The sequence below is a fragment of the Burkholderia sp. BCC0044 genome, assembly GCF_902832955.1.
Classification (GTDB): Bacteria; Pseudomonadota; Gammaproteobacteria; order Burkholderiales; family Burkholderiaceae; genus Burkholderia.
The window spans coordinates 37,682-64,633 of the sequence record NZ_CADFDO010000005.1; the positions used below are offsets into that span (position 1 = coordinate 37,682).

Sequence of the window (26,952 nt, forward strand, 5' to 3'; positions counted from 1 at the left end):
TGACTACCTGTGTTGCGCGAAAACTACCTCGCTCGCCCGCGGCGCTGGCCCGCGCCGCAAGCGAACCGTGTCGTCAGGCCGCTGCTCAGACGCGCTCGACCGCGAGCGCGACGCCCATCCCGCCGCCGATGCACAGCGACGCCAGCCCGCGCTTCGCGTCGCGCTTGACCATCTCGTGCAGCAGCGTCACCAGGATCCGGCAGCCCGACGCGCCGATCGGATGCCCGATCGCGATCGCCCCGCCGTTCACGTTCACCTTCGACGTGTCCCAGCCCATCTGCTTGTGCACCGCCAGCGCCTGCGCCGCGAACGCTTCGTTGATCTCCATCAGGTCCAGGTCGCCCGGCGTCCAGCCCGCGCGCTCCAGCGCACGGCGCGACGCCGGCACCGGGCCCATGCCCATCACGCTCGGGTCCACGCCCGCGTTCGCGTACGCCTTGATCCGCGCCAGCGGCGTCAGCCCCAAGGCCGCCGCCTTCTGCGCCGACATCACCAGCACCGCCGCCGCGCCGTCGTTCAGCCCCGACGCGTTCGCCGCCGTCACCGAGCCTTCCTTCGAGAACGCCGGCTTCAGCCCGGCCAGCGACTCCGCCGTCACGCCGTGACGCACGAACTCGTCGGTCGCGAACTGCAGCGGCTCGCCCTTGCGTTGCGGGATCGACACCGGCACGATCTCGTCGTCGAAACAGCCGGCCTTCTGCGCGGCTTCCGCCTTGTTCTGCGACAGCGCCGCGAACGCGTCCTGCTCTTCGCGCGTGATCCCGTATTCCTTCGCGACGTTCTCCGCCGTGATGCCCATGTGGTACTGGTTGTACACGTCCCACAGACCGTCGACGATCATCGTGTCGACCAGCTTCGCGTCGCCCATCCGGAACCCGTCGCGCGAGCCCGGCAGCACGTGCGGCGACGCGCTCATGTTCTCCTGGCCGCCTGCGATCACGATGTCCGCGTCGCCCGCGACGATCGCGTTCGCCGCCAGCATCACGGCCTTCAGGCCCGAGCCGCACACCTTGTTGATCGTCATGCCCGGCACGGCCGTCGGCAGCCCCGCCTTGATCAGCGACTGGCGCGCGGGGTTCTGCCCCGAGCCGGCCGTCAGCACCTGGCCCATGATCACTTCGCTGACCTGCTCGGGCTTCACGCCCGCACGCTCCAGCACCGCGCGGATCACCGTCGCGCCCAGTTCGGGCGCCGCAATCTTCGCGAGCGAGCCGCCGAATTTGCCGACCGCGGTCCGCGCGGCCGATACGATCACTACATCCGTCATGTTCAGTTCCTGCATCGAAATCAGTTCGTCGTGGTGACGCCGGCACGAGGCGGCTGCCCGCAGCGATGGCGTGCACCGGGCCACCCGGCGCGAGCGCGGTCGCACGCCGCCGTATCGGCGGGCAGCATTCGTTCGCACGGGCGGCACGGCACACCGCGGCACGGGCAACCGTGCACGGGCGTCTTGCGGCGAACCGGACGTGTGCCGAACCCCGCGTGGCACACGCGGCGTCCGACGCCATCCGGCGCCGATCAATCGTGTCGCGCCTGCGCGCGACACGCCTTCACGCGGTTACGCGGCCGATTCGCGCGCCGCCGCTGCGTCCTTGCGCGCGGCGGCGGCCGTCTGCTTGGCGCCGCGCGTGGCCGTTTCGCTGACCGCATCGAAGCCGCTCTGCGCCGCTTCGATCGCCTGCCCCGTCGCTGCACGCACGGAGTCGGCCGCGGCGCTCGCCGCGGACAGCGCCGAATTCAGCGCGGCCACCACCGGTGCCGAGCCGGCCGGTGCGTGCTTCGACAGTTCGCCGAGCACGTCCTTCAGGCGCTTGTCGTTCTGTTCGTATTGCGCCTGCGCGACCTTCGCCCATTCGGACTGCGTCGACACCGCGATGTCGAACAGATGGCGGCCGTACGACACGACCTTGCCGGCCGCTTCCTGCGGCGCCGCGACCTGCTGCGCGAAGCCCGCGGCCGGGTTGCTGCTGCTGAACGCGTTCTTCAGCTTGTCCTCGTATTCCTCGAGCGCCGTCCGGGCCGCTTGCAGGTTGAGTTCGACGACAGCCTCGAAACCGTGGATCGCCGGACGGGCGATCGCAAACCACGCGGCGATACCGGATTGATAATCGGCGGTGAGTTTTTCGGGGGCAAATACGGACATCGGGCACGCTCCTGTTAGCAATGCGAGAGACAAACGTAACGAAAAATGGAAGCTGGATCGACAGTCGCTTCCTTATTGGCAACCCGCTACCTGTTTGGGCACGGGAAGTTGAAGGAAGTCATTCTAGATCGATTAATTGTCAATTAAGTGGCATTAATGATAGGTATAAACCCTTATTACCCTTTGAAGCGACCGCCGTGCCTCGGGGCGCGCCGAAATATCAGACAGGATATCGTCCGCTCCGACCCGCAATGCCTTTTTACCTCTTTACAGCATAGCGCATCATGACGTCGCGCAACATTTACCAGTCCATTATTCAGATTATTAGAAAACCGGCCTCCATTGAAAATGGATCGACGGTTTATGTAATCGTTTTTTCGCAATTTATTATGAAATCGTTTTCTGCATTACTAACGACGAAATCAATAATCGGACGAATCGCCGGTCGCGAAAAAAAGGCCGCTCGAAGCGGCCTCGGTCGATACGGTCGCGCGCGGGCTCAGCCGGCCAGTTCGCGATGCAGTGCGCGGAACTCCTGCGCGAGCTTGTGCGCCGGCTCGAGATGGATCACCGGCGTCGACTGCTGATGCGATTCGCGGATCTTCACCGATGCGGACAGCCGCGACGCGAGCACCGGCAGCCCTTCGTCGACGAGCTCGTCGACCAGCCGTTGCGGCAGGCTCGCGCGCGGCTGGAACTGGTTGATGACGATCCCTTCCACCTCGAGCGCCGCGTTGTGGTCCTGCTGGATCTCCTTCACGTTCTCGAGCAGCGTGTACAGCGCGCGGCGCGAGAAATCGTCGCAGTCGAACGGGATCAGGCAGCGCTCGACCGCGATCAGCGCCGAGCGCGTATAGAAATTCAGCGCGGGCGGCGTGTCGATGTATATGGCGTCGTACATGTCGAGCTCGTTCAGCGCGTCGCGCAGCTTGTAGATCTTGTAGCGCGATTCGAGCTTGCCGTGCAGCGTGTCGAGATCCGGATGCGCGGGCATCACGTCGAGCCCGTCGAACGGGGTCGCGTGGATGAACGACGCGACGTCGACCGGGCGGAAGTTGAAGGTCAGCGCGGTTTCGAAGAAGCCGGCGACGCCCGGTTGCGCATCGGCCGCGGCGTCGCCGAGCAGGTAGCGCGTCGAGTTCGCCTGCGCATCGAGATCGATGACGAGCGTGCGCAGTCCTTCGCTCGCGCTGATCGCCGCCAGGTTGCAGACGATCGTCGACTTGCCCACGCCGCCCTTTTGGTTGAATACGACCCGCCGCATGGTGCCCCCTCGATCGAAACGTCGAAACGGTGAGCTTAGCCGGTCAATAATGGCGACCGCGTGACGCAGGTCGAATTGTGCGCGGCTGATACGCGACTTGTACGCGACTGCGGCGCGCCACGCGTCAGATGCGCGGCACCGCGCCCGATACGTATCGGTTGCCGGGCACGCTCCACCGCCACGGCAGATCCTGGCCGACGCGAATGCCGATGCGCGGCCCGCCCGCCAGATCGGCCGGCGGCGCCATCCCGTCGTCGACGATCGCGAACCCGTCGCGCGCGCCGACCAGGTCGACGCCATCCTGCGCACCGCCGATCCCCATCGCCTGCGTCAGCCGCGCCGGCCCGCGGCACAGGTCGCGATCGCGCGTGCGCGGCGGCCGCGCCGCCCGCATCTGGTCGAGCCCGTGCAGCGGTTCCAGCGCACGGATCAGCACGCCGGTTCCCGCGCCGTCCGGGCCGCACACGCAGTTGCAGCACCAGTGCATGCCGTACGTGAAATACACGTAGAAGTGCCCGGGCGGGCCGAACATCGTCGCGTTGCGCGGCGTCTTGCCGCGATAGGTGTGCGCGGCCGGATCGAGCGCGCCCGCATACGCTTCCACTTCGACGATGCGGCCGGTCCGGCCGTCCGCTGCCGCGAGAATCTTGTTGAGCAGTTGCGGCGCGACTTCGGTGGCCATGCGGTTGAAGAACGCGCGCGGCACGATGACGCCCGGCCACGCAGCCGCCGCCTTACTGCGTCGCATCGTGCCTCTCCGTCGCCGCCGCGAGATGAAGCTCGCGATACGCGTCGACCAGGTCGTCGAGCCCGAATGCGAGGTTTCTGCCGCTGGGGTTGGGGAGCACCCACACGCGTGCGTGCCCGATGCGGGCCGGCTGCAATCCCCACGCGACTTCCCGTTGCCCCGACAGCGCCGAATACGCCGCCTTGCCGAGAAACGCGACGAAGCGCGGTGCATGCTGCGCGACCTTCTGTTCGAAGCCGGCGGCCGCGGCCGCGAATTCCGCGCGCGACAGTTGATCGGCCCTCGCGGTCGGCCGCGACACCACGGCCGTCAGCCCGCAGCCGTACCGGAGTATCGCGCGGTCGTCCTGCGGCGAAAGCTCCGTCGGCGTGAAGCCCGCGAGATAGATTACGCGCCAGAAGCGGTTGTTTCGCCCCGCGAAGTGATGGCCGGTCGCGGCCGCGACCAGGCCGGGATTGATTCCGCAGAACAGGACGTCGAGATGGGGCGCGATGAGGTCGGGGAGTGCGTCAGCCACGTTTGATCCGGAGAGCGGCGTGCAGGAACGACGTAAACGAAGCAAGGCCCGAAAACCCGGGCCAAGCAGCTGGCTTGACTCGGACGTTCGGGCCCATCGTGATGCGAGGGTGCGACTTGCGGTTAGAACGGAATATCGTCGTCCATCTCGTCGAAGCCGCCGCCGGCCGGTGCGCTCGGACGGCTCTGGCCGCCGCCACCCGCACCGCCACGCGCTGCGCCGCTGGCACGGCCGCCGCCACCGCCGCGCTCCGCCTGCTCGCCGCGACCGCCGCCACCACCGTAGCCGCCGCCATAACCGCCTTCGTCACCGCCGCCACCGCCGCCCGAACCGCCGCGGCCGCCGAGCATCTGCATCTGTTCGGCGACGATTTCGGTCGAGTAACGGTCCTGGCCGTCCTGGCCCTGCCACTTGCGCGTACGGATGCGGCCTTCGATATAGACCGACGAACCCTTCTTCAGGTATTCGCTGACGATCTCCGCCAGACGGCCGAAGAACGCGACGCGATGCCACTCGGTCATTTCCTTGAAATCGCCGCTCGCCTTGTCCTTGTAGCGGTCGGTCGTCGCGAGACGGATGTTCGCAACCGCGTCGCCGCTCGGCAGGTAACGGACTTCAGGATCGGCGCCGAGGTTGCCGACGAGGATGACCTTGTTGACGGATGCCATGTGTTTCTCCAGTAAATTCGATGCGGGGCCGCCCGCGTGTATCGCCGGAACGGCCCGCCGGGGCAAGCCGGCGCGCTGCCGATGCCTGCCCGAAACAAGATTCAGGCCTTGCGCGGCGGCGCTTTCATGCTGGCCGCGATTATAAGCCACGCGGCAACGAGCCCCGAACAGGTATAAAACACCGTGTTCGCGCCGCCGTGCTTCAGCAGCCAGCCGCCCACGATGCCGCCGAGCGCGAGCCCGATCGACTGCGTGGTGTTGTAGACGCCCGTGGCCGCGCCCTTGCGCGAACCCGGCGCGAGCTTCGACACGAGCGACGGCTGCGACGCTTCCAGGATGTTGAACCCGAGGAAGTACACGAACAGGATCGCCGCCACAATCAGAATGGTATGCGGTGCGCTGCCGAGCAACAATTGGCCGATCAGGATAGCCAGAATGCCGCCGAGCAGCACCGGCTTCATCTTGCCCCGTTTTTCCGCGACGATGATCGCCGGCACCATCATCACGAACGCGAGCCCCATCACCGGCAGGTAGACCTTCCAGTGCGCGGCGACCGGCAGCCCGCCGTCCACCAGCAGGCGCGGCACGACGAGGAACAGCGCCGTCTGCGTCGCGTGCAGCACCAGCACGCCGAAGTTCAGGCGCAGCAGCTCGACGTTGTGCAGCACCTCGGCGAACGGCGCGGGCACGTGCACGGGCTTCGCCGCGTCGGGCACGATCCACAGCACGACGCCGATCGCGAGGATCGACAGCGCGCCGACGATCGCGAACAGCCCGCTCATCCCGACCCAGTGGAACACGATCGGCGCGCCGACGATCGCGACCGCGAACGACACGCCGATCGAGCCGCCGACCATCGCCATCGCCTTCGTGCGGTTCTGCTCGGAGGTCAGGTCGGCGATGAACGCGAGCACCGCCGACGACACGGCGCCCATCCCCTGGATCACGCGGCCGACGATGATCCACGTGATGTCGTGCGCGAACGCGGCGACGAAACTGCCGAGCGCGAAGATCACGAGGCCGGTGGCGATCACCGGCTTGCGGCCGAACTTGTCGGACGCCCAGCCGTAGAAGATATAGAACAGCGACTGCGTGACGCCGTAGGCCCCGAGCGCGACCCCGACGAGCAGCACGTTGTCGCCGCCCGGGATGGTTTTCGCGTAGACCGAGAACACCGGCATGATCATGAACAGGCCGAGCATGCGCAACGCGAAGATCGCCGCGAGCGACGTGGTCGCGCGCAGTTCGGGCGCAGTCATGCGGGAAGACGTGGCAGACGGATTGGACATCGGGAATGAATTTCGAATGATCGGAATGTCCGCCCGGCAGCGGGCGGCGGGAGATCAGGACCGGCGGCCGGGCGGCCTTTCGGCGACACGTCGGGGCCGGATGCAGGCGGCCTGCGGGCCGCCCGGAACGTGCGGCGCGACCGCTTTCCCCGGCGCAGGCGTCGCCTTGCTGCCACCTGCTGTAAAGGCTGGGGGCCGTAAACGACGGTCTCGAAAAGCCGTTATAGTAGCAGGTTTGGTTCCCTCCATTTTCGCCAGGTTCATGGAACAGATCCGTATCCGTGGGGCACGCACCCACAACCTGAAAAACGTCAATCTCGACCTGCCGCGCCACAAACTGGTCGTGATTACCGGGTTGTCCGGGTCGGGCAAGTCGTCGCTCGCGTTCGACACCCTTTATGCCGAGGGCCAGCGCCGCTACGTGGAAAGCCTGTCCGCGTACGCCCGGCAGTTCCTGCAGCTGATGGAGAAGCCCGACGTCGACCTGATCGAGGGGCTGTCGCCGGCGATCTCGATCGAGCAGAAGGCGACGTCCCACAACCCGCGTTCGACCGTCGGCACGGTCACGGAAATCCACGACTACCTGCGACTTTTGTACGCACGTGTCGGCACGCCGTACTGCCCCGACCACGACATCCCGCTCGAGGCGCAGAGCGTGTCGCAGATGGTCGACGCGGCGCTCGCGCTGCCCGAGGAAACCAAGCTGATGATCCTCGCGCCCGTCGTCGCGAACCGCAAGGGCGAGCACGCCGAGCTGTTCGAGGAGATGCAGGCGCAGGGCTTCGTGCGCTTTCGCGTGCGCTCGGGCGGCGGCACCGCGAACGAAGGCGTCGCGAAGATCTACGAGGTCGAGTCGCTGCCGAAGCTGAAGAAGAACGACAAGCACACGATCGACGTCGTCGTCGATCGCCTGAAGGTGCGCCCGGACATGAAGCAGCGGCTCGCCGAATCGTTCGAGACGGCGCTGCGCCTCGCCGACGGCCGCGCGATCGCGCTGGAAATGGATACCGACCGCGAGCACCTGTTCAGCTCGAAGTTCGCGTGCCCGATCTGCTCGTACTCGCTGCAGGAGCTCGAGCCGCGCCTGTTCTCGTTCAACAACCCGATGGGCGCGTGCCCGGAATGCGACGGCCTCGGCCAGATCACGTTCTTCGACCCGAAGCGGGTCGTCGCGCACCCGTCGCTGTCGCTGGCCGCCGGCGCGGTGAAGGGCTGGGACCGCCGCAACCAGTTCTACTTCCAGATGCTGCAGAGCCTCGCGGCGTTCTACGAATTCGACATCGACGCCGCGTTCGAGGATCTCCCCGAAAAGATCCGCAAGGTGCTGCTGTTCGGTTCGGGCAAGCAGACGATCCCGTTCTCGTACATCAACGAGCGCGGCCGCACGACGATCCGCGAGCACGTGTTCGAGGGGATCATCCCGAACCTCGAACGCCGCTACCGCGAGACCGATTCGGTCGCGGTGCGCGAAGAGCTGTCGAAGTACCAGAACAACCAGCCGTGCCCGTCCTGCGACGGCACACGCCTGCGCCGCGAGGCGCGCCACGTGCGGATCGGCACCGGCGACTACGCGCGCGGCATCTATGAAATCAGCGGCTGGCCGCTGCGCGACGCGCTCGGCTATTTCGACGGGCTGACGCTCGACGGCGCGAAGCGCGAGATCGCCGACAAGGTGATCAAGGAAATCGTCGCGCGCCTGACGTTCCTGAACAACGTCGGCCTCGATTACCTGTCGCTCGAGCGCAGCGCCGAGACGCTGTCGGGCGGCGAGGCGCAGCGCATCCGGCTCGCGTCGCAGATCGGCTCGGGGCTCACGGGCGTGATGTACGTGCTCGACGAGCCGTCGATCGGCCTGCACCAGCGCGACAACGACCGCCTGATCGCGACGCTCAAGCATCTGCGCGACCTCGGCAATTCGGTGATCGTCGTCGAGCACGACGAGGACATGATCCGCACGGCCGACTACGTCGTCGACATGGGCCCCGGCGCGGGCGAGCACGGCGGCGTCGTGGTGGCCGAAGGCACACCGAAGCAGGTGCAGTCGAACCCGCAGTCGCTGACCGGCCAATACCTCGTCGGCAAGCGCGTGATCGAGTATCCGGACGAGCGGCTCGCGCCCGATCCGGAGCGGATGCTGCGCATCGTCGACGCGCACGGCAACAACCTGAAGCACGTCGATCTCGAGCTGCCGGTCGGGCTCCTGACCTGCATCACCGGCGTGTCGGGCTCCGGCAAGTCGACGCTGATCAACGACACGCTGTATCACGCGGTCGCGCGCCACCTGTACGGTTCGTCGGCCGAGCCGGCGCCGCACGAGGCGATCGAGGGCCTCGAGCACTTCGACAAGGTGATCAACGTCGACCAGTCGCCGATCGGCCGCACGCCGCGTTCGAACCCGGCCACCTACACGGGCCTGTTCACGCCGATCCGCGAATTGTTCTCGGGCGTGCCGACGTCGAAGGAGCGCGGCTACGATCCGGGCCGCTTCTCGTTCAACGTGAAGGGCGGCCGCTGCGAATCGTGTCAGGGCGACGGCGTGCTGAAGGTCGAGATGCACTTCTTGCCGGACGTCTACGTGCCGTGCGACGTGTGCCACGGCAAGCGCTACAACCGCGAAACGCTCGAAGTGCACTACAAGGGCAAGAACATCAGTGAAGTGCTCGACATGACGGTCGAGCACGCGTACGAGTTCTTCAGCGCGGTGCCGGTCATTGCGCGCAAGCTGAAGACGCTGCTCGACGTCGGCCTCGGCTACATCCGCCTCGGCCAGTCGGCCACGACGCTGTCGGGCGGCGAGGCGCAGCGCGTGAAGCTGTCGCTGGAGCTGTCGAAGCGCGACACCGGCCGCACGCTGTACATCCTCGACGAGCCCACCACCGGCCTGCACTTCCACGACATCGCGCTGCTGCTGGAAGTGATCCACCGGCTGCGCGACCAGGGCAACACGGTCGTGATCATCGAGCACAACCTCGACGTGATCAAGACGGCCGACTGGGTGATCGACCTCGGCCCCGAAGGCGGCGCCGGCGGCGGCCAGATCATCGCGCAGGGCACGCCCGAGCAGGTCGCGAAGACGAAGGCGAGCTTCACCGGCAAGTACCTCGCGCCGCTGCTCAAGCGTCCGACCCGCAAAGTCGCGGCCGGCTGACGCCCCCGCCCTTACCGCGCGCGGCCGCCTGGCCGCGCGCCGAGGGCTGGCCGCGCCCCCTCGTTTTCCCTTCTGCGTTTACACCACGCGCCAAACGGCCCGTTTGCGGCCCATAATGGCAGCTATACTTTACGGTCGTAAGGTTCGTCATCCGCACCAATCCGGTGCGGCGCCCGGCGACCCGCGCTCTGCCGCGTGCCGCGCGGCACGACACAGGGACAACAGGAATCCACGATGGAGAAGCAACAAGAGTCGCGCGACGCGCAGAACCGCGAGCCGCACCTGCGCAGCGTGCGGCTGACGAGCGACTTGAGCCTGCCGAAGCTGTCGGCACTCGAGATCGGCAGCTATCTCTTCGCGCTCGTCATGATGTGGCTCGTCCTCGAGCTCAAGCTGCTCGGCGGGATGCTGGCCGGCCTGCTGGTCTATCAGTTGATCCACACGATCGCACCCGTGATCGAACGCCATACCACCAGCATGCGCGCGCGCTGGGTCGCGGTCGTGCTGCTGTCGATCGCGATCGTCGGCGCGCTCACCGGCCTGACGCTCGCCATCATCGAGCATTTCGAGCATACGGTGCCGAACCTGCAGAGCCTGCTCGGCCAGCTGATGCAGATCGTCGAGCAGACCCGCGCGCGCACGCCGGCCTGGATCGCGAACCTGCTGCCCGTCGACGTCGAACAGATGAAGACGAAGGCCGCCGTGCTGATGCACTCGCACATGGACCAGCTCCAGCAAAGCGGCAAGAGCGTCGCGCGCGGCTTCGGTCACGTGCTGTTCGGGATGATCATCGGCGCGATGATCGCGATCGGCGTCGAGCAGGACAAGGCGCGCCGGCCGCTGTCGACCGCGCTCGTCACGCGCGTGTCGCGCTTCGCCGACGCGTTCCGCCGCATCGTGTTCGCGCAGATCAAGATCTCTGCGATCAACGCGGCCTTCACCGGCATCTACCTGCTCGTCGCGCTGCCGATCTTCCATCAGCGGCTGCCGCTGTCGAAAACGCTCGTGCTCGTCACGTTCATCGTCGGCCTGCTGCCCGTGATCGGCAACCTGATCTCGAATACGCTGATCGTCGCGGTGTCGCTGTCGGTCAGCATGGGCACCGCGATCGCGTCGCTCGCGTTCCTCGTGGTCATCCACAAGCTCGAATACTTCCTGAACGCGAAGATCATCGGCGGCCAGATCGAGTCGCGCGCGTGGGAGCTGCTGCTCGCGATGCTGATCATGGAGGCCGCGTTCGGGCTGCCGGGCGTGATCGCCGCGCCGATCTTCTATGCGTACCTGAAACGCGAACTGTACCTGCTGCGGCTGATCTGAAGCCACCGCTCGCCAACGGCAAACAAAAACGCCGCGCCCCGTGAAGGGCGCGGCGTTTTCGCTGATGGAGCCGGCCTGTCGGGGCCGACGGATCAGCGGAACACGACCGTCTTCGTCCCGTTCAGCACGATCCGGTGCTCGACGTGCCACTTCACCGCGCGCGCGAGCGTCACGCACTCGACGTCGCGGCCGATCGCGGTCAGCTGGTCGGGCGTCATGCTGTGGTCGACGCGCTCGACTTCCTGCTCGATGATCGGGCCTTCGTCGAGATCGGTCGTCACGTAGTGCGCGGTCGCGCCGATCAGCTTCACGCCGCGGTCGAACGCCTGGTAGTAAGGCTTCGCGCCCTTGAAGCTCGGCAGGAACGAATGGTGGATGTTGATCGCGCGCCCGGCGAGCTGCTCGCACATGTTCGGCGACAGGATCTGCATGTAGCGCGCGAGCACGACGAGATCGGCCTGATGCTCGTCGATCACCTCCAGCACGCGTGCTTCCTGCGCGGCCTTCGCGGCATCGGACGAACCGCCGATCAGCGGGAAGTGATGGAACGGAATGTTGTAGCTCGCGGCGAGCTGGTAGAACTCCTTGTGGTTCGACACGATCGCCGGAATCTCGATCGGCAGCTGGCCGGTGCGATAGCGGAACAGCAGGTCGTTCAGGCAGTGGCCGATCTTCGACACCATGATCACGACGCGCGGCTTCACGGCCGCATCGTGCAGCTCCCAGCGCATCGCGAACTGTTCGGCGAGCGGCGCGAATTCCTTGCGAAGCGTGTCGAGCGCCGACGCGGCATCCACGCCGCCGCCGTCCTGCTCGAAGTGCACGCGCATGAAGAACTCGCTGGTGCGGCTGTCGCCGAACTGCGCGGAATCGAGGATGTTGTGGTTGCGCTCGAACAGGAAGCCCGAGACCGCATGGACGATGCCGTGCCGGTCGGGGCACGACAGTTTCAAGATAAAGCTGTGATCGGTCGGCATGACCGCTACTCCCATTGTTTCCGTATTCGTCAAATTGCCCGTGCGCGCCGCGAGCCGCGCGTCGCGGCGCGCGTCATGCAGCCGGCACGAACAGCGCGTCGATGCCGGCCGCGTCGGCCGCCGCAATCCAGCGGTGGCGCAGCAGCGTGTCGAGCGTCGCGAGGCTCGCATCCATCGTCGCGCGGCCTTCGCGCAGCCAGCCGATCACCTCGGGCACGCCGGCCAGCAGGTGCTCGGCCACTTCGCCGTCCTGGTTGCGCGGCGCGAAGTCGTGCGGCAGCGGCAGGTCGTACACGAAGATCAGTTCCGACTGCGTGCCTTCCGGCAGCGCGTTCAGCACCTGCACGGTGCGGCCCGCGATCGCGCGCGCCGCCAGGTCGGCCGGAATGCCGGCTTCTTCCCAGCACTCCTTCGCGAGCGTCTCGTGAACGCCCAGCCCCCAGCCGATCCCGCCCGCGACGACGTTGTCGAGCATGCCGGGGTCGGTGGCCTTGGTCGCGCTGCGACGGCCGAGCCACATCTTCGGCGCGGCCGCGACGGGCGGCTCGCCCGGCGTAACCGCATATTCTACGATGCCGTTCACGTGCACCGCATAGGTCTGCGTGCCGAAGAAGCGCGACGCGGCGCGCTCGATGTACGCGAGCGGCGGATCGTCGAAGCGGTTGCGGATCGCGTAGATCTCGTCGCGCCAGCCGGGAATCGCGCCTTCGGCCGCGAGCGCGCCGATCGCGCTGGCGAGCGCCATGCTGCGCGCGTCGACCGAATCGTAGCGCGCCGACAGCACGACGCGCTCGGCGGTCAGCTCGAACACGTCGGGCCAGCGCGCGAGCTTCGCGACGTCCTGGCGGCGCACCCAGCCGACCGCCTGGCCGGCGATCTCGAAACGCAGGTGCGCGGCCGGATCGAAGCGGCGCGCAGCCGCGATGCACGGAAACGTCATCGTCATCAATCCTTCAGCGCGACGCGAATGCCGATCGCGATGAACGTCGCGCCGGCGATCCGGTCGAGCCACACGCCGGCCTTCGGGCGGCGCTTCAGCCATGCGCCGATCATGCCCGCGCCGACGCCGAACAGCGAGAAGACCGCGGCCGTCTGCAGCATGAACAGCGCGCCGAGCTCGAACATCTGCAGCGTCACGCTCTGCGCGCCGTGCGGATCGACGAACTGCGGCAGGAACACGACGAAGAACAGCGTGACCTTCGGGTTCATCAGGTTGCCGATCACGCTCTGCCGGAAAATCGTGGCGAGCGGCTGCGGCGGGCGCGCATGCGCGTTCGCGAGCCCCTGGCTGCGCAGCGCCTTGATGCCGATCCACACGAGATACGCGGCGCCCGCGAGCTTCAGGATCTGGAACGCGACCGGCGACGAGCGCAGCACGGCCGCGACGCCGAGCGCCGCGAGCGTCGTGTGGAACAGGATCCCCGCCGTGAAGCCGAGCGCGGCGACGAAGCCAGCCGCGCGCCCCTGCGAGATGCCGCGAGCGAGCACCTGCAGGTTGTCGGGCCCCGGCGCGAACGTGATCGCGATCGACGTGGCGAGAAACAGCATGAAGTTGGGCATCGTGACCTCGCTGCGGAAGATGAACCAAGCGGTGAACCAAGGCCAGCCGGGACGGCAAGCCCCGACGGGCCGGCGTTCAGTGGCCGGGGAATTCGGTAACGGTATAGACCGGCAGTCCGGCGTCGCGCAACAGCGTCGAGCCGCCGAGATCGGGCAGGTCGATGATCGCCGCGCCTTCGACGACCTCCGCGCCGAGCCGCTGCAGCAGGTTGCACCCCGCCATCATCGTGCCGCCGGTCGCGATCAGGTCGTCCATGATGATCACGCGATCGCCGGGCTTGCACGCATCTTCGTGGATCTCGACCGTCGCGCTGCCGTATTCGAGGTCGTACGACTCCGAACGCGTCTTGTACGGCAGCTTGCCGACCTTGCGGATCGGCACGAAGCCGACGCTCAGCTCGTACGCGACGATCGGCGCGATGATGAAGCCGCGCGCGTCGAGGCCCGCAACGTAGTCGAGCTTCGCGTCGACATAGCGTTCGACGAACAGGTCGACGAGGATGCGCAGCGCCTTCGGGCTCTGCAGCAGCGTCGTGATGTCGCGGAACTGCACGCCCGGCTGCGGCCAGTCGGACACCGTGCGGATCTGGCTGTGGATGAAGGCGACCGGATCGAGCGGTGCGCCCGGCGGCGAATGCGGCATGGAACTCTCCGAAAAAAACGGTGCGCGAAGATCGGGCACCGTTTCTGATCAATACGGGTCAGGTTGCGAATCGCGGCTCACGCGGCGGCGGCCGGCGGATCGCGCCGATGGCGCGACAACCGCTCCTCCGCGAGCGCGAGCGCCTCGGGCAGCCCGCGCAGCACCACGATGTCGCTCGCGCGCAGCTTGGTCTGCGGATCGGGTTCGACGCCGCGGATGCCGTGCCGGCGGATCGCCGTGACTTCCAGCCCGAGCGCGTACAGCCCGAGTTCTTCCAGCGAACGCCCGACCGCGTCCGCGCGCGCATCGACCGGCACCGATTGTAGCCGCACCTGCTCGTGGTCGTCGTCGTCCGCATCGTCCGCGCCGCGGAAATAGCCGCGCAGCAGGCTGTAGCGCTCGTCGCGCATCTCCTCGACGCGCCGCACGACCTTGCGCATCGGCACACCGACCAGCACCAGCGTATGCGACGCGAGCATCAGGCTGCCTTCGACGATCTCCGGAATCACCTCGGTCGCGCCGGCCGCGAGCAGCTTCTCGAGATCGGCATCGTCGACGGTGCGCACGATCGCCGGCAGCGTCGGCTCCAGCTCGTGCACGTGATGCAGCACGCGCAGCGCGGACGGCGTGTTCGCGTAGGTGATCGCGACGGCCGCCGCGCGGTGGATACCGGCCGCGAGCAGCGACTCGCGGCGCGCCGCGTCGCCGAACACGACCGATTCGCCGGCCGTCGCGGCCGCGCTCACGCGATCGGGGTCGAGGTCGAGCGCGACGTACGAAATGCCTTCCTGCTCGAGCATGCGCGCGAGGTTCTGGCCCGCGCGGCCGTAGCCGCAGATGATCACGTGGCCGCGCTGCTTGAGGCTTTGCGTCGCGATCCGCGTCATCTGCAGCGACTGCTGCATCCATTCGGTCGACGACAGCCGCATCACGATGCGGTCCGCGTTCTGGATCAGGAACGGCGCGGCGAGCATCGACAGCAGCATCGACGCGAGGATCGCCTGCAGCAGCGTCGAATCGACGAGGTGCCGGTCGAGGATCAGGTTCAGCAGCACGAAGCCGAATTCGCCGGCCTGCGCGAGGCCGATGCCCGTGCGCATCGCGACGCCCGGCGTCGCGCCGAACAGCCGCGCGAGCCCGGTGATCATCGTCGCCTTGAACAGGATCTGCCCGACGAAGAAGCCCAGCACGATCAACGGATGCTCCCAGATCACGCGCGGATCGAGCAGCATCCCCGTCGTCACGAAGAACAGGCCGAGCAGCACGTCGCGGAACGGCTTGATGTCCTCTTCCACCTGATGGCGGAACGGCGTCTCGGAAATGAGCATCCCCGCGATGAACGCGCCGAGCGCGAGCGACAGGCCGAAGCGGTCGGTGACGAACGCGGCGCCGAGCGTGACGAGCAGCAGGTTCAGCACGAACAGCTCCTGCGAGCGGCGCCGCGCGACGACGTTGAGCCAGCGCGTCATGAAGCGCTGGCCGATGACGAGCAGCAGCGTGAGCGCGATCACGATCTTGACCGCCGCGAAGCCGAGCGTGAGCGCGAGATCCTTCGACGATTCGGCGCCGAACGCGGCGATCACGATCAGCAGCGGCACGACCGCCAGATCCTGGAACAGCAGCACGCCGAAGATGTTGCGGCCGTGCTCGGTCTCGATCTCGAGCCGCTCGGCGAGCATCTTCGACACGATCGCCGTCGACGACATCGCGAGCGCGCCGCCGAGCGCGATGCTGCCCTGCCACGTGATATGCACCCAGTGCTCGAACAGCACGCCGAGCACGAGCGCGAGCACGAGGGTCGCGACGACCTGCAATAGGCCGAGGCCGAACACGAGCCGCTGCATCGACCTCAGCTTCGCCAACGAGAATTCGAGGCCGATCGAAAACATCAGGAACACCACGCCGAATTCCGCGAGATGCTCGGCCCGTTCGAGATCCGCCGCGACGCCGAATGCGTGCGGGCCGACCAGGATGCCGACGGTCAGGTAGCCGAGCATCGGCGGCAGGTTCAGCGAGCGGAATACGACGACGCCCACCACCGAGGCCAGCAGCAGCAGCAGGGTCATTTCGAGCGGGGAAATCACAGGCGAAGCGTCCTCGTTCGTCGGGGCCACGGCAATGCGGGCGCGGGTGGTGGCGGGGGACAGGCGACCTCGGACGAGTCCGAAGGCGCGGCGCGGCGAACAAACGCCTTTGCTATACTCCGCGCATGATAGCGAAAATCAATGATGATCGGGCGCTCGCGCTCGCCCGCGACGTGCTCGACATCGAGGCGGACGCCGTGCGCGCGCTGCGCGACCAGCTCGACGGCGGCTTCGTCGAGGCCGTGGCGCTGCTGCTCGGCTGCCGCGGTCGCGTCGTGGTCTCCGGGATCGGCAAATCGGGGCATATCGCCCGCAAGATCGCAGCCACGCTGGCCAGCACCGGTACGCCGGCCTTCTTCGTTCACCCTGCCGAGGCCAGCCACGGCGACCTCGGGATGGTCACCTCCGACGACGTCTTCATCGGCATCTCCTATTCCGGCGAATCGGAAGAACTCGTCGCGATCCTGCCGCTCGTGAAGCGGATCGGCGCGAAGCTGATCGCGATCACGGGCCGCGCCGGGTCGAGTCTCGGCACGCTCGCCGACGTGAACCTGAACGCCGCGGTGTCGAAGGAAGCGTGCCCGCTGAACCTCGCGCCCACCGCGAGCACGACCGCCGCGCTCGCGCTCGGCGACGCGCTCGCCGTCGCGGTGCTCGACGCGCGCGGCTTCGGCTCGGAAGATTTCGCGCGCTCGCATCCGGGCGGCGCGCTCGGCCGGCGCCTGCTCACCTACGTGCGCGACGTGATGCGCTCGGGCGACGACGTCCCGTCCGTCGGGCTGAACGCCACGCTGTCGGACGCGCTGTTCCAGATCACCGCGAAGCGCCTCGGCATGACGGCCGTGGTCGATGCCGACGGCAAGGTCGCCGGCATCTTCACGGACGGCGACCTGCGCCGCGTACTCGCACGCGACGGCGATTTCCGCACGCTGCCGATCACCGAAGTCATGACGCGCGACCCGCGCACGATTGCGCCGGATCACCTGGCGGTCGAGGCGGTGGAACTGATGGAGCGCCACCGGATCAACCAGATGCTGGTCGTCGATGCCGACGGCGCGCTGATCGGCGCGCTGAACATGCACGACCTGTTTTCGAAGAAGGTGATCTGATGAGCGCAGCGCTGACTGCGGCCGAACGCGCGAGCCGCGTGAAGCTGATGATTTTCGACGTCGACGGCGTGCTGACCGACGGCGGCCTGCTGTTTACCGCGGCCGGCGACGCGATGAAGTCGTTCAATTCGCTCGACGGCCACGGCGTGAAGCTGCTCGGCGAAGCCGGCATCGCGACCGCGATCATCACGGGCCGCCGCTCGGAGATCGTCGCGGCGCGCGCGAAGGAAATGAAGATCGCGCACCTGTTCCAGGGCGTCGAGAACAAGCTCGCCGTGTTCGCCGACCTGATCGCGTCGCTCGGCCTGACGGCCGACGCATGCGGCTACATGGGCGACGACTGGCCCGACCTGCCGGTGATGCTGCGCTGCGGCTTCGCCACGGCCCCCGCGAACGCGCACCCCGAGGTGATCGCCCGCGCGCACTGGGTCGCCGAGGCGCGCGGCGGCCACGGCGCCGTGCGCGAGGTCTGCGATGCGATCCTGCGCGCGCAGCGCCGCTACGACGCGCTGCTCGCCGCCGCCTGCGGAGCCTGACCGATGAGCACGCATTTCCGCTGGACCCAGATGCTGCCGCTCGCCGCGGTCGCCGCGCTCGCGGGCGTCACGTGGTGGCTGCTGCAGGCCACGCTGCCGCCGCCGGGCGAGGGCGTCGCTCAGCCGAAGCGCCACACGCCCGACTATTTCGCGGACAACTTCTCGGTCACCGAGCTCGACCAGACCGGCACGACCCAGTACCGGCTGACGGCCGCGAAGCTGGTCCATTACGAAGACACCGAAGGCAGCGACCTGACCGATCCGGCCATGCGCGCGTTCCAGCCCGGCAAGCCGGTCGTGACGACCACCGCGAAGCGCGGCACCGTCAACGGCGACGTGTCGATCGTCGATTTGTACGACGATGCGCGCATCCTGCGCGCGGCCGGCGGCGGCGACCCGCAGATGCAGGCCGATTCCCAGCATTTCCGGATCTTCGTCAATGACGATGTGATCCAGACCGAAAAGCCGGTTAAACTTCAGCGCGGCCTGTCGCTCGTCAACGCGACCGACGGCATGAAGTACAACAACGTCACCCGGGTCATCGAGCTTTACGGCAACGTGCGCGGCACGATTGCCGCGGCGGACACGTCCGGCGGCTCGAAAGGTCAACCCAAGTGACGCATCCCTCACGTGACTGCATGAACGAACCGTTCCCTCGACAGATTTCCGGCGGCGCTGCGCGCGCCGTCCGCGCCGCGCTCGCCGCGACGCTCGTGGCGCTCCCGCTCATCGGGCTGGCGCCGCTCGCCCATGCCGAGAAGGCCGACCAGAACAAGCCGATCAACGTCGAGGCCGACAACCTGACCTATGACGATCTGAAGCAGGTCACGGTCGCGACCGGCAACGTCGTGATCACGAAGGGCACGATCATCATCAAGGGCGATCGCGTCGAAGTGCGCCAGGACCCGGAAGGCTATCAGTACGCGACGTCGTTCGGCAGCGGCAAGAAGCACGCGACGTTCCGCCAGAAGCGCGAAGGCCTCGACGAATACATCGACGGCGACGCCGAGCGCATCGACTACGACGGCAAGCAGGATCTGACCACGCTGACCACCGCCGCGACCGTGCGCCGCCTGCAGGGCACGTCGACGGTCGCCGATACCGTGCACGGCAGCGTGATCACGTACGACGGCCAGCGCGACTTCTACACCGCGAAGGGCGGCAAGGACGTCGCGGCGCCGGGCAACCCGAACGGCCGCGTGCGCGCGATGCTGTCGCCGAAGAACGGCGGCCCCGCGCCGCTGAACGGGGCGCCGGCCAAGCTGTCGCCGTCGACCACGATCCAGGGGGCGCCGGGCCAATGAACGCGCTCCCGAACCGCCAGCCGGCCGGCACCACGAGTTCGCTCGTCGTCCGCAACCTGAAGAAGCGCTACGGCTCGCGCACGGTCGTCAAGGACGTGTCGCTCGACGTGAAGAGCGGCGAAGTCGTCGGCCTGCTCGGCCCGAACGGCGCCGGCAAGACCACGTCGTTCTACATGATCGTCGGCCTCGTGCCGACGGACGCGGGCGAAATCTCGCTGAACGGCAGCTCGATCAGCCTGCTGCCGATCCACAAGCGCGCGTCGCTCGGCCTGTCGTACCTGCCGCAGGAAGCGTCCGTGTTCCGCAAGCTGACCGTCGAGGAAAACATCCGCGCGGTGCTCGAGCTGCAGCACGGCGAGGACGGCAAGCGGCTGTCGAAGGACGCGATCTCGTCGCGCACCGAAGCGCTGCTCGACGAGCTGCAGATCGGCCACCTGCGCGAGAACCCCGCGCTGTCGCTGTCGGGCGGCGAACGGCGCCGCGTCGAAATCGCGCGTGCGCTCGCGACCAACCCGAACTTCATCCTGCTCGACGAACCGTTCGCCGGCGTCGACCCGATCGCGGTGCTCGAGATCCAGAAGATCGTCAAGTTTCTGAAACAGCGCAACATCGGCGTGCTGATCACGGACCACAACGTCCGCGAGACGCTCGGCATCTGCGACCACGCGTATATCATCAGCGACGGTTCGGTGCTGGCCGCCGGCGCGCCGAGCGAAATCATCGAAAACGAAAGCGTGCGCCGCGTGTACCTCGGCGAACACTTCCGCATGTAACGTCCTCCTCGTGGCTGGCTGCACCCCGTCCGGCATCGCCGCGCGGGGCTGCGCCCCGCTTTGCATCCACGCCCGCGGCCCTGCCCGCGGCCGGGCGGCGCGCCGCGCGTAATCGCGGATGGCTCAATGCGCCTGGGTCGTGGCAAACTGCCGGTATGACTCCCTCCTTGCCATGAAAGCCAGCCTTCAACTCCGCCTGTCGCAACATCTGGCGCTGACGCCGCAGCTGCAGCAGTCGATCCGGCTCCTGCAGTTGTCGACGCTCGAATTGCAACAGGAAGTCGCGATGGCCGTCGCGCAGAACCCGCTGCTCGAGAACGACGACGAATGGATCGCGAGCCCGCTGCGCGTCGCGGCGGACGGATCGCTGATCGCGCAGACGCCGCCCGCGCAGAACACCGAGCCGGCCGCGATGAACGGCAGCAGCACGTCCAGCGAGCGCGCCGAGCGCGACGAGCCGGCCGGCGCCGACGAATACGACGGTTACGGGTCCGGCGACGGCAACGACGGCCCGCAGTGGAACCTCGACGAATACGGCCGCTCGAGCGGCGCGTCCGACGACGACGACCTGCCGCCGCTGCAGGTGCAGGAAGCCGCGACGTCGCTGCGCGATCATCTCTCGGCGCAGTTGCGCGTCACGCAGGCCGGCCCGCGCGATCGCGCGCTCGTGATGTTCCTGATCGAATCGCTCGACGACGACGGCTACCTGACCGCCACGCTCGACGAAGTGCTCGCCGACCTGCCGCCCGAACTGGAAATCGACTGCGACGAACTGAACGCGGCGCTCGCGCTGCTGCACAGCTTCGACCCGGCCGGCGTCGGCGCGCGCTCGGCCTCCGAATGCCTGAAGCTGCAGTTGCTGCGCCTCGATCCGTCCCCCACGCGCACGCTCGCGCTCGAGATCGTGTCGCAGCATCTCGAACTGCTCGCCGCGCGCGACTTCACACGGTTGCGCAAGCACCTGAAGGCGAGCGACGACGCGCTGCGCGACGCGCACGCGCTGATCCGCTCGCTGGAGCCGTTCCCCGGCGCCGCATACGGCAAGGCCGAGGCCGACTACGTCGTGCCCGACATCATCGTGAAGAAGGCCGGCCAGGGATGGCTCGCGGAGCTTAATCCGGAAGTCGTGCCGCGCCTGCGGATCAACAACCTGTACGCGAACATCCTGCGCAACAGCCGCGGCGATCCGTCGGCCGGATCGCTGAAGCAGCAGTTGCAGGAAGCGCGCTGGTTGATCAAGAACATCCAGCAGCGTTTCGACACGATCCTGCGTGTCGCGCAGGCCATTGTCGAGCGTCAGAAGAATTTCTTTGCGCACGGTGAAATTGCCATGCGCCCCTTGGTTTTGCGGGAAATAGCTGATACGCTGGGCCTACACGAGTCGACTGTCAGCCGTGTGACAACCGGGAAGTACATGCTGACCCCGTTCGGGACGCTTGAATTTAAGTACTTCTTCGGATCTCACGTCTCGACCGACACCGGTGGCGCCGCCTCGTCGACCGCCATCCGAGCCCTCATCAAGCAACTGATAGGAGCTGAAGACCCAAAATCGCCACTTTCGGACAGCCGCATTGCCGAGCTGCTGGCAGAACAGGGTTTCGTGGTCGCGCGCCGCACGGTTGCGAAATATCGCGAAGCCCTCAAGATCCCGGCAGTGAATCTGCGCAAGTCTCTTTAAGCCTGCTGCCTGCCCGGCGGCAGGCGTGTCCCGACCACCGCGCACACGGGGAACAGGCCGGGCGACCTGTCAGCGATACGCCGCTTCGTGCGGCACGGGCAAGTCGACCGGAGCGCCGCCTCGATGCGGCCGGGTGGTCACTCGCTTGGAGAAGCACTATGAACCTGAAGATCAGTGGACATCATCTTGAAGTCACGCCTGCCATTCGCGAATACGTGATCACCAAGCTGGACCGGGTGCTACGGCATAGCGATCAGGTGATCGATGGCACTGTGATCCTCTCGGTCGACAACCACAAGGAAAAGGACAAGCAGCAGCGCGCGGAAATCAACCTGCACCTGAAGGGCAAGGACATCTTCGTCGAAAGCGCGAACGGCAACCTGTACGCCGCGATCGATCTGCTGATCGACAAGCTGGATCGCCAGGTCGTCAAGCACATGGAGCGCCTGCAAACGCACGCGCACGACCCGATCAAGCTGCAACCGTCGATCGACCAGATCGAACTGCCGCCGCAATAACCGTCACTGCAACACGCACGCCGCCCGGTTCGCCGGGCGTTTTTTTTGCCACGCCGAGCGCAGGTGCAACCGGTCCGTCCGTGCTGCGCCACGCACGCGGCTGTGCTCTATAATGTTCCGGTTATCGCCGGGGGGTGTTGGATGCGGTAGCGGCGTTGCAGGTTGCCATGCCACATGCCTTGATATCGCCGAACATGGAAAATCAGTCCGCCGCCGCAAGGAGACCCCAGGCCGCCCAATCGCCTGCCAACATGAATCGCCTAGCCAAAATCCTGCCCATAGAGAACGTCGTCATCGACCTCTCGGTCACCAGCAAGAAACGCGTCTTCGAACAAGCCGGGCTGATGTTCGAGAATCAGAACGGCATCGGTCGCAGCACCGTCACGGACAACCTGTTCGCGCGCGAGCGCCTCGGTTCGACCGGGCTCGGCGAAGGTGTCGCGATTCCGCACGGCCGCATCAAGGGCCTCAAGCACCCGCTCGCCGCGTTCGTCCGCCTCGCCGATGCGATCCCGTTCGAAGCGCCCGACGGCCAGCCGGTCGGCCTCCTGATCTTCCTGCTCGTCCCCGAGCAAGCCACCCAGCAGCACCTCGAGATCCTGTCGGAGATCGCGCAACTGCTGTCCGATCGCGACGCACGCGAGCGTCTGCACAACGAAACGGATATCGCCGAGTTGCATCGCCTGCTCACTCAGTGGCAACCTTGAGTTGTTCCGGGCGGAATATTTCCCCGTACGAGGCGGCACGCGCCGCCGTCCAGGGCCGCCCGGCGCCGGCCCGGCATGGCGACGTCCGTCGCCGCGCGCCCGCACCGGCCCATTGGAGTGACGAGAGTCATGGATACGTCCAGCATCAACGCCCAGAGCATCTTCGACGACAACGCAGCCACGCTGAAACTGAGCTGGCTGACGGGGCATGAAGGCTGGGAACGCGGCTTTTCGGCCGACACGGTCGGCAACGCCACGTCGAGCGCCGACCTCGTCGGCCACCTGAACCTGATCCACCCGAACCGGATCCAGGTGCTCGGCGAAGCCGAAATCGACTATTACCAGCGTCAGACCGACGAAGACCGCTCGCGCCACATGGCCGAGCTGATCGCGCTCGAACCGCCGTTCCTGGTCGTCGCCGGCGGCGCCGCGGCGCCGCCCGAACTGGTACTGCGCTGCACGCGCTCGTCCACCCCGCTGTTCACGACGCCGATGTCGGCCGCCGCGGTGATCGACAGCCTGCGGCTCTACATGTCGCGCATCCTCGCGCCGCGCGCGACGCTGCACGGCGTGTTCCTCGACATCCTCGGGATGGGCGTGCTGCTGACCGGCGATTCGGGCCTCGGCAAGAGCGAGCTCGGCCTCGAGCTGATCAGCCGCGGCCACGGCCTCGTCGCCGACGACGCGGTCGATTTCGTCCGTCTTGGCCCCGATTTCGTCGAAGGGCGCTGCCCGCCGCTGCTGCAGAACCTGCTCGAAGTGCGCGGCCTCGGCCTGCTCGACATCAAGACGATCTTCGGCGAAACCGCGGTGCGGCGGAAAATGAAGCTGAAGCTGATCGTCCAGCTGGTGCGGCGCCCCGACGGCGAATTCCAGCGCCTGCCGCTCGAAAGCCAGACCGTCGACGTGCTCGGTTTGCCGATCAGCAAGGTCACGATCCAGGTCGCGGCCGGCCGCAACCTCGCGGTGCTCGTCGAGGCGGCCGTCCGGAACACGATCCTGCAGTTGCGCGGAATCGACACGTTGCGCGATTTCATGGATCGGCAACGACTCGCGATGCAAGATCCCGACAGTCAGTTCCCCGGCAAACTGGTGTAACCCGCACGCGCCGGCCACGCAACGCCGACGCGTCGAGCCGGTGCTATGATGAAACGTCAGGATTCTCTGTTCCCATGCGCATCGTCCTCATCACCGGCATCTCCGGCTCAGGCAAGTCCGTCGCGCTGAACGCGCTCGAAGACGCAGGCTATTACTGCGTCGACAACCTGCCGCCGCACGTGCTTCCCGAACTCGCCCGCTACCTCGCGCAGGACGGCCAGCGCCGGCTCGCGGTCGCGATCGATGCGCGCTCGAGCGCGTCGCTCGACGAAATGCCCGGCCTGATCCGCGAGCTGTCCCGCGAGCACGACGTGCGTGTGCTGTTCCTCAACGCGAGCACCCAGTCGCTGATCCAGCGCTTCTCCGAAACGCGCCGCCGCCATCCGCTGTCGGGCTCGCGGTCGCACGACGCGGACGTCGGCCTGCTGTCGTCGCTCGAGGAAGCGATCGAGCGCGAGCGCGAGCTCGTCGCGCCGCTCGCCGAATTCGGCCATCAGATCGATACCAGCACGCTGCGCGCGAACGCGCTGCGCACCTGGGTCAAGCGCTTCATCGAGCAAAAGAACAACGACCTGATGGTGATGTTCGAATCGTTCGGCTTCAAGCGCGGCGTGCCGCTCGACGCCGATCTGATGTTCGACGTGCGCGCACTGCCGAATCCGTACTACGACCACGAGTTGCGCCCGCTCACCGGGCTCGACCAGCCGGTCATCGCCTTTCTCGACGCACTGCCGATCGTCCACCAGATGATCGACGACATCCATGCGTTCCTGATGAAATGGCTGCCGCACTTCCGCGATGACAACCGCAGCTACCTGACCGTCGCCATCGGCTGCACGGGCGGCCAGCATCGCTCGGTGTTCATCGCGGAAACGCTCGCCGCGCGCCTGGCGCGCGAGGCGAACGTGATCGTGCGGCATCGTGACGCGCCCGTGGATGTCGACGCGTCGTCGCGGCTCGTCTCCGAGGTCGACCGACCCTAGCGACGCCCGCTCCTTCCTCAGCGCGCCATGTCCTCCCTATCGACCACCCTGATCGACCTGCCGCTGTTTCCGCTGCACACGGTGCTGTTTCCGGGAGGGCTGCTCCCGCTCAAGGTGTTCGAGGCGCGCTATCTCGACATGTCGCGCGCGTGCCTGCGCGACGACGCACCGTTCGGCGTGTGCCTGCTCAGGAGCGGGCCCGAAGTCGCGCAGGACGGCGCGGTGTCGGTACCCGAAACCATCGGCTGCATGGCGCGCATCACCGAGTGCGATACCGGCGAATTCGGGATGCTGTATCTGCAGGCGGTCGGCACGCAGCGTTTCGAGCTGCTGTCTTATCGCGTCGAAGGCAACGGGCTGCTGGTCGGCATCGCGGAGCCGCTGCCCGACGACATCCCGCTCGAAGGCGAACAGGCGCTCGCGCAGTTCGGCTCGTGCGCCGAGGTGCTCGAGCGCATCATCGAAGCGTTGAAGAAATCCGATCCGCAGAAAATGCCGTTCGGCGAACCGTTCCGCCTCGACGATCCGAGCTGGGTATCGAATCGCCTCGCGGAACTGCTGCCGCTCGACCTGCGCGCGCGGCAGAAGCTGATGGAGTTTCCGGACGTCGGCGCGCGCATCGACGCCGTGCACCACGTGCTCGACCGGCACGGCTGGCTGTAACGCCCGCGCCCGAGATCCGTCGCGCATCGCGCGTTGCGCCCGCCCGAAGGCGTTTCCTGCGCGCGGCAGCCCGGCGCCTTCCCGAACGCGGCCCGCGCCGCGCCCTTCCCCGCTCGTTACAGCAGCGGCCCGCTCAGCGCATCGAGCAGCTTGCGCACGGGCGCCGGCACGCCGTACGCATCGAGCCGGCTCAGCGGCACCCACGCGGTGTCCGCGTCCCGCGCCTGCGACGGCAGGCCGCCGCCGTCCGCCACATCGCTGAGCCGCGGCTCGATCTCGAGCCGGAAATGCGTGAACGTATGCGTGAGCGGCGCGAGCGGCACCGTGCCGCCGCCGCCGAAGCCGCGCGCGAGATCCGCGAGCGCGGCGTCGCCGTCCGCTTGCGGCAGACTCCACAGCCCGCCCCAGATGCCGGTCGGCGGCCGTCGCTCGAGCAGCACGGCGTCGCCGTCGCGCAGCACGAGCATCCAGGTCTTGCGCGTCGGCACGGCCTTCTTCGGCCGCGCGGCCGGCAGCTCGCGCTGGCGGCCGGTCGATTGCGCGACGCAGTCGCCCGCGAACGGGCAGCGCGCGCAGTCGGGCTTGCCGCGCACGCACAGCGTCGCGCCCAGATCCATCAGCCCCTGCGTATACGCGCTCACGTCGGCCGCGTTCGCGGCATCGGGCAGCAGCGATTCGGCGAGCGCCCACATATCGTTCTCGACACGCTTCTCGCCCGGAAAGCCCTCGACGCCGAATACCCGCGCGAGCACGCGCTTCACGTTGCCGTCGAGGATCGTCGCGCGCGCGCCGTATGCAAACGACGCGATCGCGGCAGCTGTCGAGCGGCCGATACCCGGCAGTTCGGCCAGGGCGTCGGGCGTCGCCGGAAACGCGCCGCCGTGCTCGGCGACGACGACCTGCGCGCAGCGGTGCAGGTTGCGCGCACGCGAGTAGTAGCCGAGCCCCGCCCACAGCGCCATCACGTCGTCGGTCGGCGCGGCCGCGAGCGCGGCGACGTCGGGGTAGCGGTCGAGAAAGCGCGTGTAATACGGAATGACGGTCGATACCTGCGTCTGCTGCAGCATGATTTCCGACAGCCAGATCCGGTACGGATCGCGGGTGTTCTGCCAGGGCAGGTCATGGCGGCCATGCTCGCGCTGCCACGCGACGAGACGCGTGGCGAACGTGCGGTGCAGCGGCGTGACGGGGAACGGAGCGGGGGCGATGCGGGGCGGCTTCAAGT

Annotated in this window: 26 protein-coding genes; 13 read left to right on the forward strand and 13 right to left on the reverse strand. The window is 67.3% G+C overall.

From position 1 onward, the window contains the following. Positions 1–85: 85 nt before the first annotated feature. From HWX14_RS28140 to HWX14_RS28170, 7 genes are all read right to left on the reverse strand, one after another. On the reverse strand, positions 86–1,267 hold the full coding sequence (locus tag HWX14_RS28140; RefSeq protein WP_175885632.1) for an acetyl-CoA C-acetyltransferase: 1,182 nt from the start codon (positions 1,265–1,267) through the stop codon (positions 86–88). Between the two features lie 291 nt (positions 1,268–1,558). Further along, positions 1,559–2,143, reverse strand: coding sequence for a TIGR01841 family phasin (phaP, locus tag HWX14_RS28145; protein ID WP_175885633.1), 585 nt, complete (start codon positions 2,141–2,143; stop codon positions 1,559–1,561). A 499-nt stretch (positions 2,144–2,642) separates the two neighbouring features. Continuing rightward, entirely contained in the window at positions 2,643–3,407 is a 765-nt protein-coding gene (locus tag HWX14_RS28150; RefSeq protein WP_175885634.1) for a ParA family protein, read from the reverse strand. A 124-nt stretch (positions 3,408–3,531) separates the two neighbouring features. Continuing rightward, positions 3,532–4,155, reverse strand: a complete 624-nt coding sequence (locus tag HWX14_RS28155) for a DNA-3-methyladenine glycosylase (protein WP_175885635.1) — start codon at positions 4,153–4,155, stop codon at positions 3,532–3,534. Next, a complete protein-coding gene (gene mug / locus HWX14_RS28160; protein WP_175885636.1) occupies positions 4,142–4,672 on the reverse strand; it encodes a G/U mismatch-specific DNA glycosylase in 531 nt (176 codons plus the stop codon). The genes HWX14_RS28155 and mug overlap by 14 nt, the downstream gene beginning before the upstream one ends. A gap of 122 nt (positions 4,673–4,794) precedes the next feature. Beyond that, on the reverse strand, positions 4,795–5,340 hold the full coding sequence (locus HWX14_RS28165) for a single-stranded DNA-binding protein (RefSeq protein WP_175885637.1): 546 nt from the start codon (positions 5,338–5,340) through the stop codon (positions 4,795–4,797). A 101-nt stretch (positions 5,341–5,441) separates the two neighbouring features. Continuing rightward, on the reverse strand, positions 5,442–6,629 hold the full coding sequence (locus HWX14_RS28170; protein WP_175885638.1) for an MFS transporter: 1,188 nt from the start codon (positions 6,627–6,629) through the stop codon (positions 5,442–5,444). A 262-nt stretch (positions 6,630–6,891) separates the two neighbouring features. Between HWX14_RS28170 and uvrA the strand changes: the two genes are divergently transcribed. Further along, a complete protein-coding gene (gene uvrA / locus HWX14_RS28175) occupies positions 6,892–9,777 on the forward strand; it encodes an excinuclease ABC subunit UvrA (protein ID WP_175885639.1) in 2,886 nt (961 codons plus the stop codon). Positions 9,778–10,011: 234 nt separating this feature from the next. Then, positions 10,012–11,094 (forward strand): hypothetical protein, encoded by a 1,083-nt coding sequence (locus tag HWX14_RS28180; RefSeq protein ID WP_175885640.1) that lies wholly within the window; start codon positions 10,012–10,014, stop codon positions 11,092–11,094. Between the two features lie 92 nt (positions 11,095–11,186). Here HWX14_RS28180 and purU read toward each other — a convergent pair whose 3' ends face one another. The 5 genes from purU to HWX14_RS28205 form a co-directional block, all read right to left on the reverse strand. Further along, positions 11,187–12,071: a formyltetrahydrofolate deformylase gene (gene purU / locus HWX14_RS28185; RefSeq protein ID WP_175885641.1), complete on the reverse strand. Its 885-nt coding sequence runs from the start codon at positions 12,069–12,071 to the stop codon at positions 11,187–11,189. 73 nt (positions 12,072–12,144) lie between these two features. Next, positions 12,145–13,011 (reverse strand): NUDIX hydrolase family protein, encoded by an 867-nt coding sequence (locus tag HWX14_RS28190; protein WP_175885642.1) that lies wholly within the window; start codon positions 13,009–13,011, stop codon positions 12,145–12,147. 5 nt (positions 13,012–13,016) lie between these two features. Then, the gene (locus tag HWX14_RS28195; RefSeq protein ID WP_175885643.1) at positions 13,017–13,631 is read right to left on the reverse strand and encodes a LysE family translocator; all 615 of its coding nucleotides are present in this window, start codon (positions 13,629–13,631) and stop codon (positions 13,017–13,019) included. Between the two features lie 76 nt (positions 13,632–13,707). Next, a complete protein-coding gene (locus tag HWX14_RS28200) occupies positions 13,708–14,274 on the reverse strand; it encodes an adenine phosphoribosyltransferase (RefSeq protein WP_175885644.1) in 567 nt (188 codons plus the stop codon). Between the two features lie 77 nt (positions 14,275–14,351). Further along, positions 14,352–16,358, reverse strand: a complete 2,007-nt coding sequence (locus tag HWX14_RS28205) for a monovalent cation:proton antiporter family protein (RefSeq protein WP_175885645.1) — start codon at positions 16,356–16,358, stop codon at positions 14,352–14,354. Between the two features lie 125 nt (positions 16,359–16,483). Between HWX14_RS28205 and kdsD the strand changes: the two genes are divergently transcribed. The 11 genes from kdsD (at position 16,484) to HWX14_RS28260 (ending at position 25,727) form a co-directional block, all read left to right on the forward strand. Then, on the forward strand, positions 16,484–17,467 hold the full coding sequence (gene kdsD, locus HWX14_RS28210; protein WP_175885646.1) for an arabinose 5-phosphate isomerase KdsD: 984 nt from the start codon (positions 16,484–16,486) through the stop codon (positions 17,465–17,467). Further along, positions 17,467–18,003, forward strand: a complete 537-nt coding sequence (locus tag HWX14_RS28215; RefSeq protein WP_069620286.1) for an HAD family hydrolase — start codon at positions 17,467–17,469, stop codon at positions 18,001–18,003. The genes kdsD and HWX14_RS28215 overlap by 1 nt, the downstream gene beginning before the upstream one ends. Before the next feature lie 3 nt (positions 18,004–18,006). Continuing rightward, entirely contained in the window at positions 18,007–18,621 is a 615-nt protein-coding gene (lptC, locus tag HWX14_RS28220; RefSeq protein ID WP_012329238.1) for an LPS export ABC transporter periplasmic protein LptC, read from the forward strand. A gap of 20 nt (positions 18,622–18,641) precedes the next feature. After that, entirely contained in the window at positions 18,642–19,307 is a 666-nt protein-coding gene (gene lptA / locus HWX14_RS28225) for a lipopolysaccharide transport periplasmic protein LptA (RefSeq protein WP_060353631.1), read from the forward strand. After that, positions 19,304–20,080, forward strand: a complete 777-nt coding sequence (gene lptB / locus HWX14_RS28230; RefSeq protein WP_175885647.1) for an LPS export ABC transporter ATP-binding protein — start codon at positions 19,304–19,306, stop codon at positions 20,078–20,080. The genes lptA and lptB overlap by 4 nt, the downstream gene beginning before the upstream one ends. Before the next feature lie 172 nt (positions 20,081–20,252). Then, positions 20,253–21,758, forward strand: coding sequence for an RNA polymerase factor sigma-54 (locus HWX14_RS28235; protein WP_175885648.1), 1,506 nt, complete (start codon positions 20,253–20,255; stop codon positions 21,756–21,758). A 158-nt stretch (positions 21,759–21,916) separates the two neighbouring features. Next, complete coding sequence (gene raiA, locus HWX14_RS28240) at positions 21,917–22,276, forward strand: ribosome-associated translation inhibitor RaiA (protein ID WP_006477786.1); 360 nt, start codon at positions 21,917–21,919, stop codon at positions 22,274–22,276. A 194-nt stretch (positions 22,277–22,470) separates the two neighbouring features. Next, positions 22,471–22,983, forward strand: coding sequence for a PTS sugar transporter subunit IIA (locus tag HWX14_RS28245; protein WP_027806888.1), 513 nt, complete (start codon positions 22,471–22,473; stop codon positions 22,981–22,983). Between the two features lie 129 nt (positions 22,984–23,112). Beyond that, positions 23,113–24,081 (forward strand): HPr(Ser) kinase/phosphatase, encoded by a 969-nt coding sequence (gene hprK / locus HWX14_RS28250; protein ID WP_006483133.1) that lies wholly within the window; start codon positions 23,113–23,115, stop codon positions 24,079–24,081. Between the two features lie 74 nt (positions 24,082–24,155). Continuing rightward, positions 24,156–25,064, forward strand: a complete 909-nt coding sequence (gene rapZ, locus HWX14_RS28255; RefSeq protein ID WP_175885649.1) for an RNase adapter RapZ — start codon at positions 24,156–24,158, stop codon at positions 25,062–25,064. Between the two features lie 27 nt (positions 25,065–25,091). Further along, entirely contained in the window at positions 25,092–25,727 is a 636-nt protein-coding gene (locus HWX14_RS28260) for an LON peptidase substrate-binding domain-containing protein (protein WP_175885650.1), read from the forward strand. 116 nt (positions 25,728–25,843) lie between these two features. Here the strand turns inward: HWX14_RS28260 and mutY are convergent, their stop codons facing one another. Then, positions 25,844–26,950 carry an A/G-specific adenine glycosylase gene (gene mutY / locus HWX14_RS28265; protein ID WP_175885651.1) on the reverse strand — a complete coding sequence of 369 codons (1,107 nt, stop codon included), beginning with the start codon at positions 26,948–26,950 and terminating at the stop codon, positions 25,844–25,846. Between the last annotated feature and the right edge of the window lie 2 nt (positions 26,951–26,952).

What these genes read in the sequence shown, in the direction of transcription:
- lptB (WP_175885647.1), top strand. Translation starts at nt 19,304, where the DNA reads ATGAACGCGCTCCCGAACCGCCAGCCGGCCGGCACCACGAGTTCGCTC.
- raiA (WP_006477786.1), top strand. Translation starts at nt 21,917, where the DNA reads ATGAACCTGAAGATCAGTGGACATCATCTTGAAGTCACGCCTGCCATT.
- HWX14_RS28150 (WP_175885634.1), bottom strand. Translation starts at nt 3,407, where the DNA reads ATGCGGCGGGTCGTATTCAACCAAAAGGGCGGCGTGGGCAAGTCGACG.
- HWX14_RS28155 (WP_175885635.1), bottom strand. Translation starts at nt 4,155, where the DNA reads ATGCGACGCAGTAAGGCGGCGGCTGCGTGGCCGGGCGTCATCGTGCCG.
- HWX14_RS28260 (WP_175885650.1), top strand. Translation starts at nt 25,092, where the DNA reads ATGTCCTCCCTATCGACCACCCTGATCGACCTGCCGCTGTTTCCGCTG.
- lptC (WP_012329238.1), top strand. Translation starts at nt 18,007, where the DNA reads ATGAGCACGCATTTCCGCTGGACCCAGATGCTGCCGCTCGCCGCGGTC.
- purU (WP_175885641.1), bottom strand. Translation starts at nt 12,071, where the DNA reads ATGCCGACCGATCACAGCTTTATCTTGAAACTGTCGTGCCCCGACCGG.
- HWX14_RS28180 (WP_175885640.1), top strand. Translation starts at nt 10,012, where the DNA reads ATGGAGAAGCAACAAGAGTCGCGCGACGCGCAGAACCGCGAGCCGCAC.
- HWX14_RS28165 (WP_175885637.1), bottom strand. Translation starts at nt 5,340, where the DNA reads ATGGCATCCGTCAACAAGGTCATCCTCGTCGGCAACCTCGGCGCCGAT.
- HWX14_RS28200 (WP_175885644.1), bottom strand. Translation starts at nt 14,274, where the DNA reads ATGCCGCATTCGCCGCCGGGCGCACCGCTCGATCCGGTCGCCTTCATC.
- HWX14_RS28170 (WP_175885638.1), bottom strand. Translation starts at nt 6,629, where the DNA reads ATGTCCAATCCGTCTGCCACGTCTTCCCGCATGACTGCGCCCGAACTG.
- HWX14_RS28235 (WP_175885648.1), top strand. Translation starts at nt 20,253, where the DNA reads ATGAAAGCCAGCCTTCAACTCCGCCTGTCGCAACATCTGGCGCTGACG.
- HWX14_RS28190 (WP_175885642.1), bottom strand. Translation starts at nt 13,011, where the DNA reads ATGACGTTTCCGTGCATCGCGGCTGCGCGCCGCTTCGATCCGGCCGCG.
- hprK (WP_006483133.1), top strand. Translation starts at nt 23,113, where the DNA reads ATGGATACGTCCAGCATCAACGCCCAGAGCATCTTCGACGACAACGCA.
- phaP (WP_175885633.1), bottom strand. Translation starts at nt 2,143, where the DNA reads ATGTCCGTATTTGCCCCCGAAAAACTCACCGCCGATTATCAATCCGGT.
- HWX14_RS28195 (WP_175885643.1), bottom strand. Translation starts at nt 13,631, where the DNA reads ATGCCCAACTTCATGCTGTTTCTCGCCACGTCGATCGCGATCACGTTC.
- HWX14_RS28215 (WP_069620286.1), top strand. Translation starts at nt 17,467, where the DNA reads ATGAGCGCAGCGCTGACTGCGGCCGAACGCGCGAGCCGCGTGAAGCTG.
- rapZ (WP_175885649.1), top strand. Translation starts at nt 24,156, where the DNA reads ATGCGCATCGTCCTCATCACCGGCATCTCCGGCTCAGGCAAGTCCGTC.
- HWX14_RS28140 (WP_175885632.1), bottom strand. Translation starts at nt 1,267, where the DNA reads ATGACGGATGTAGTGATCGTATCGGCCGCGCGGACCGCGGTCGGCAAA.
- HWX14_RS28245 (WP_027806888.1), top strand. Translation starts at nt 22,471, where the DNA reads ATGGAAAATCAGTCCGCCGCCGCAAGGAGACCCCAGGCCGCCCAATCG.
- uvrA (WP_175885639.1), top strand. Translation starts at nt 6,892, where the DNA reads ATGGAACAGATCCGTATCCGTGGGGCACGCACCCACAACCTGAAAAAC.
- lptA (WP_060353631.1), top strand. Translation starts at nt 18,642, where the DNA reads ATGAACGAACCGTTCCCTCGACAGATTTCCGGCGGCGCTGCGCGCGCC.
- kdsD (WP_175885646.1), top strand. Translation starts at nt 16,484, where the DNA reads ATGATAGCGAAAATCAATGATGATCGGGCGCTCGCGCTCGCCCGCGAC.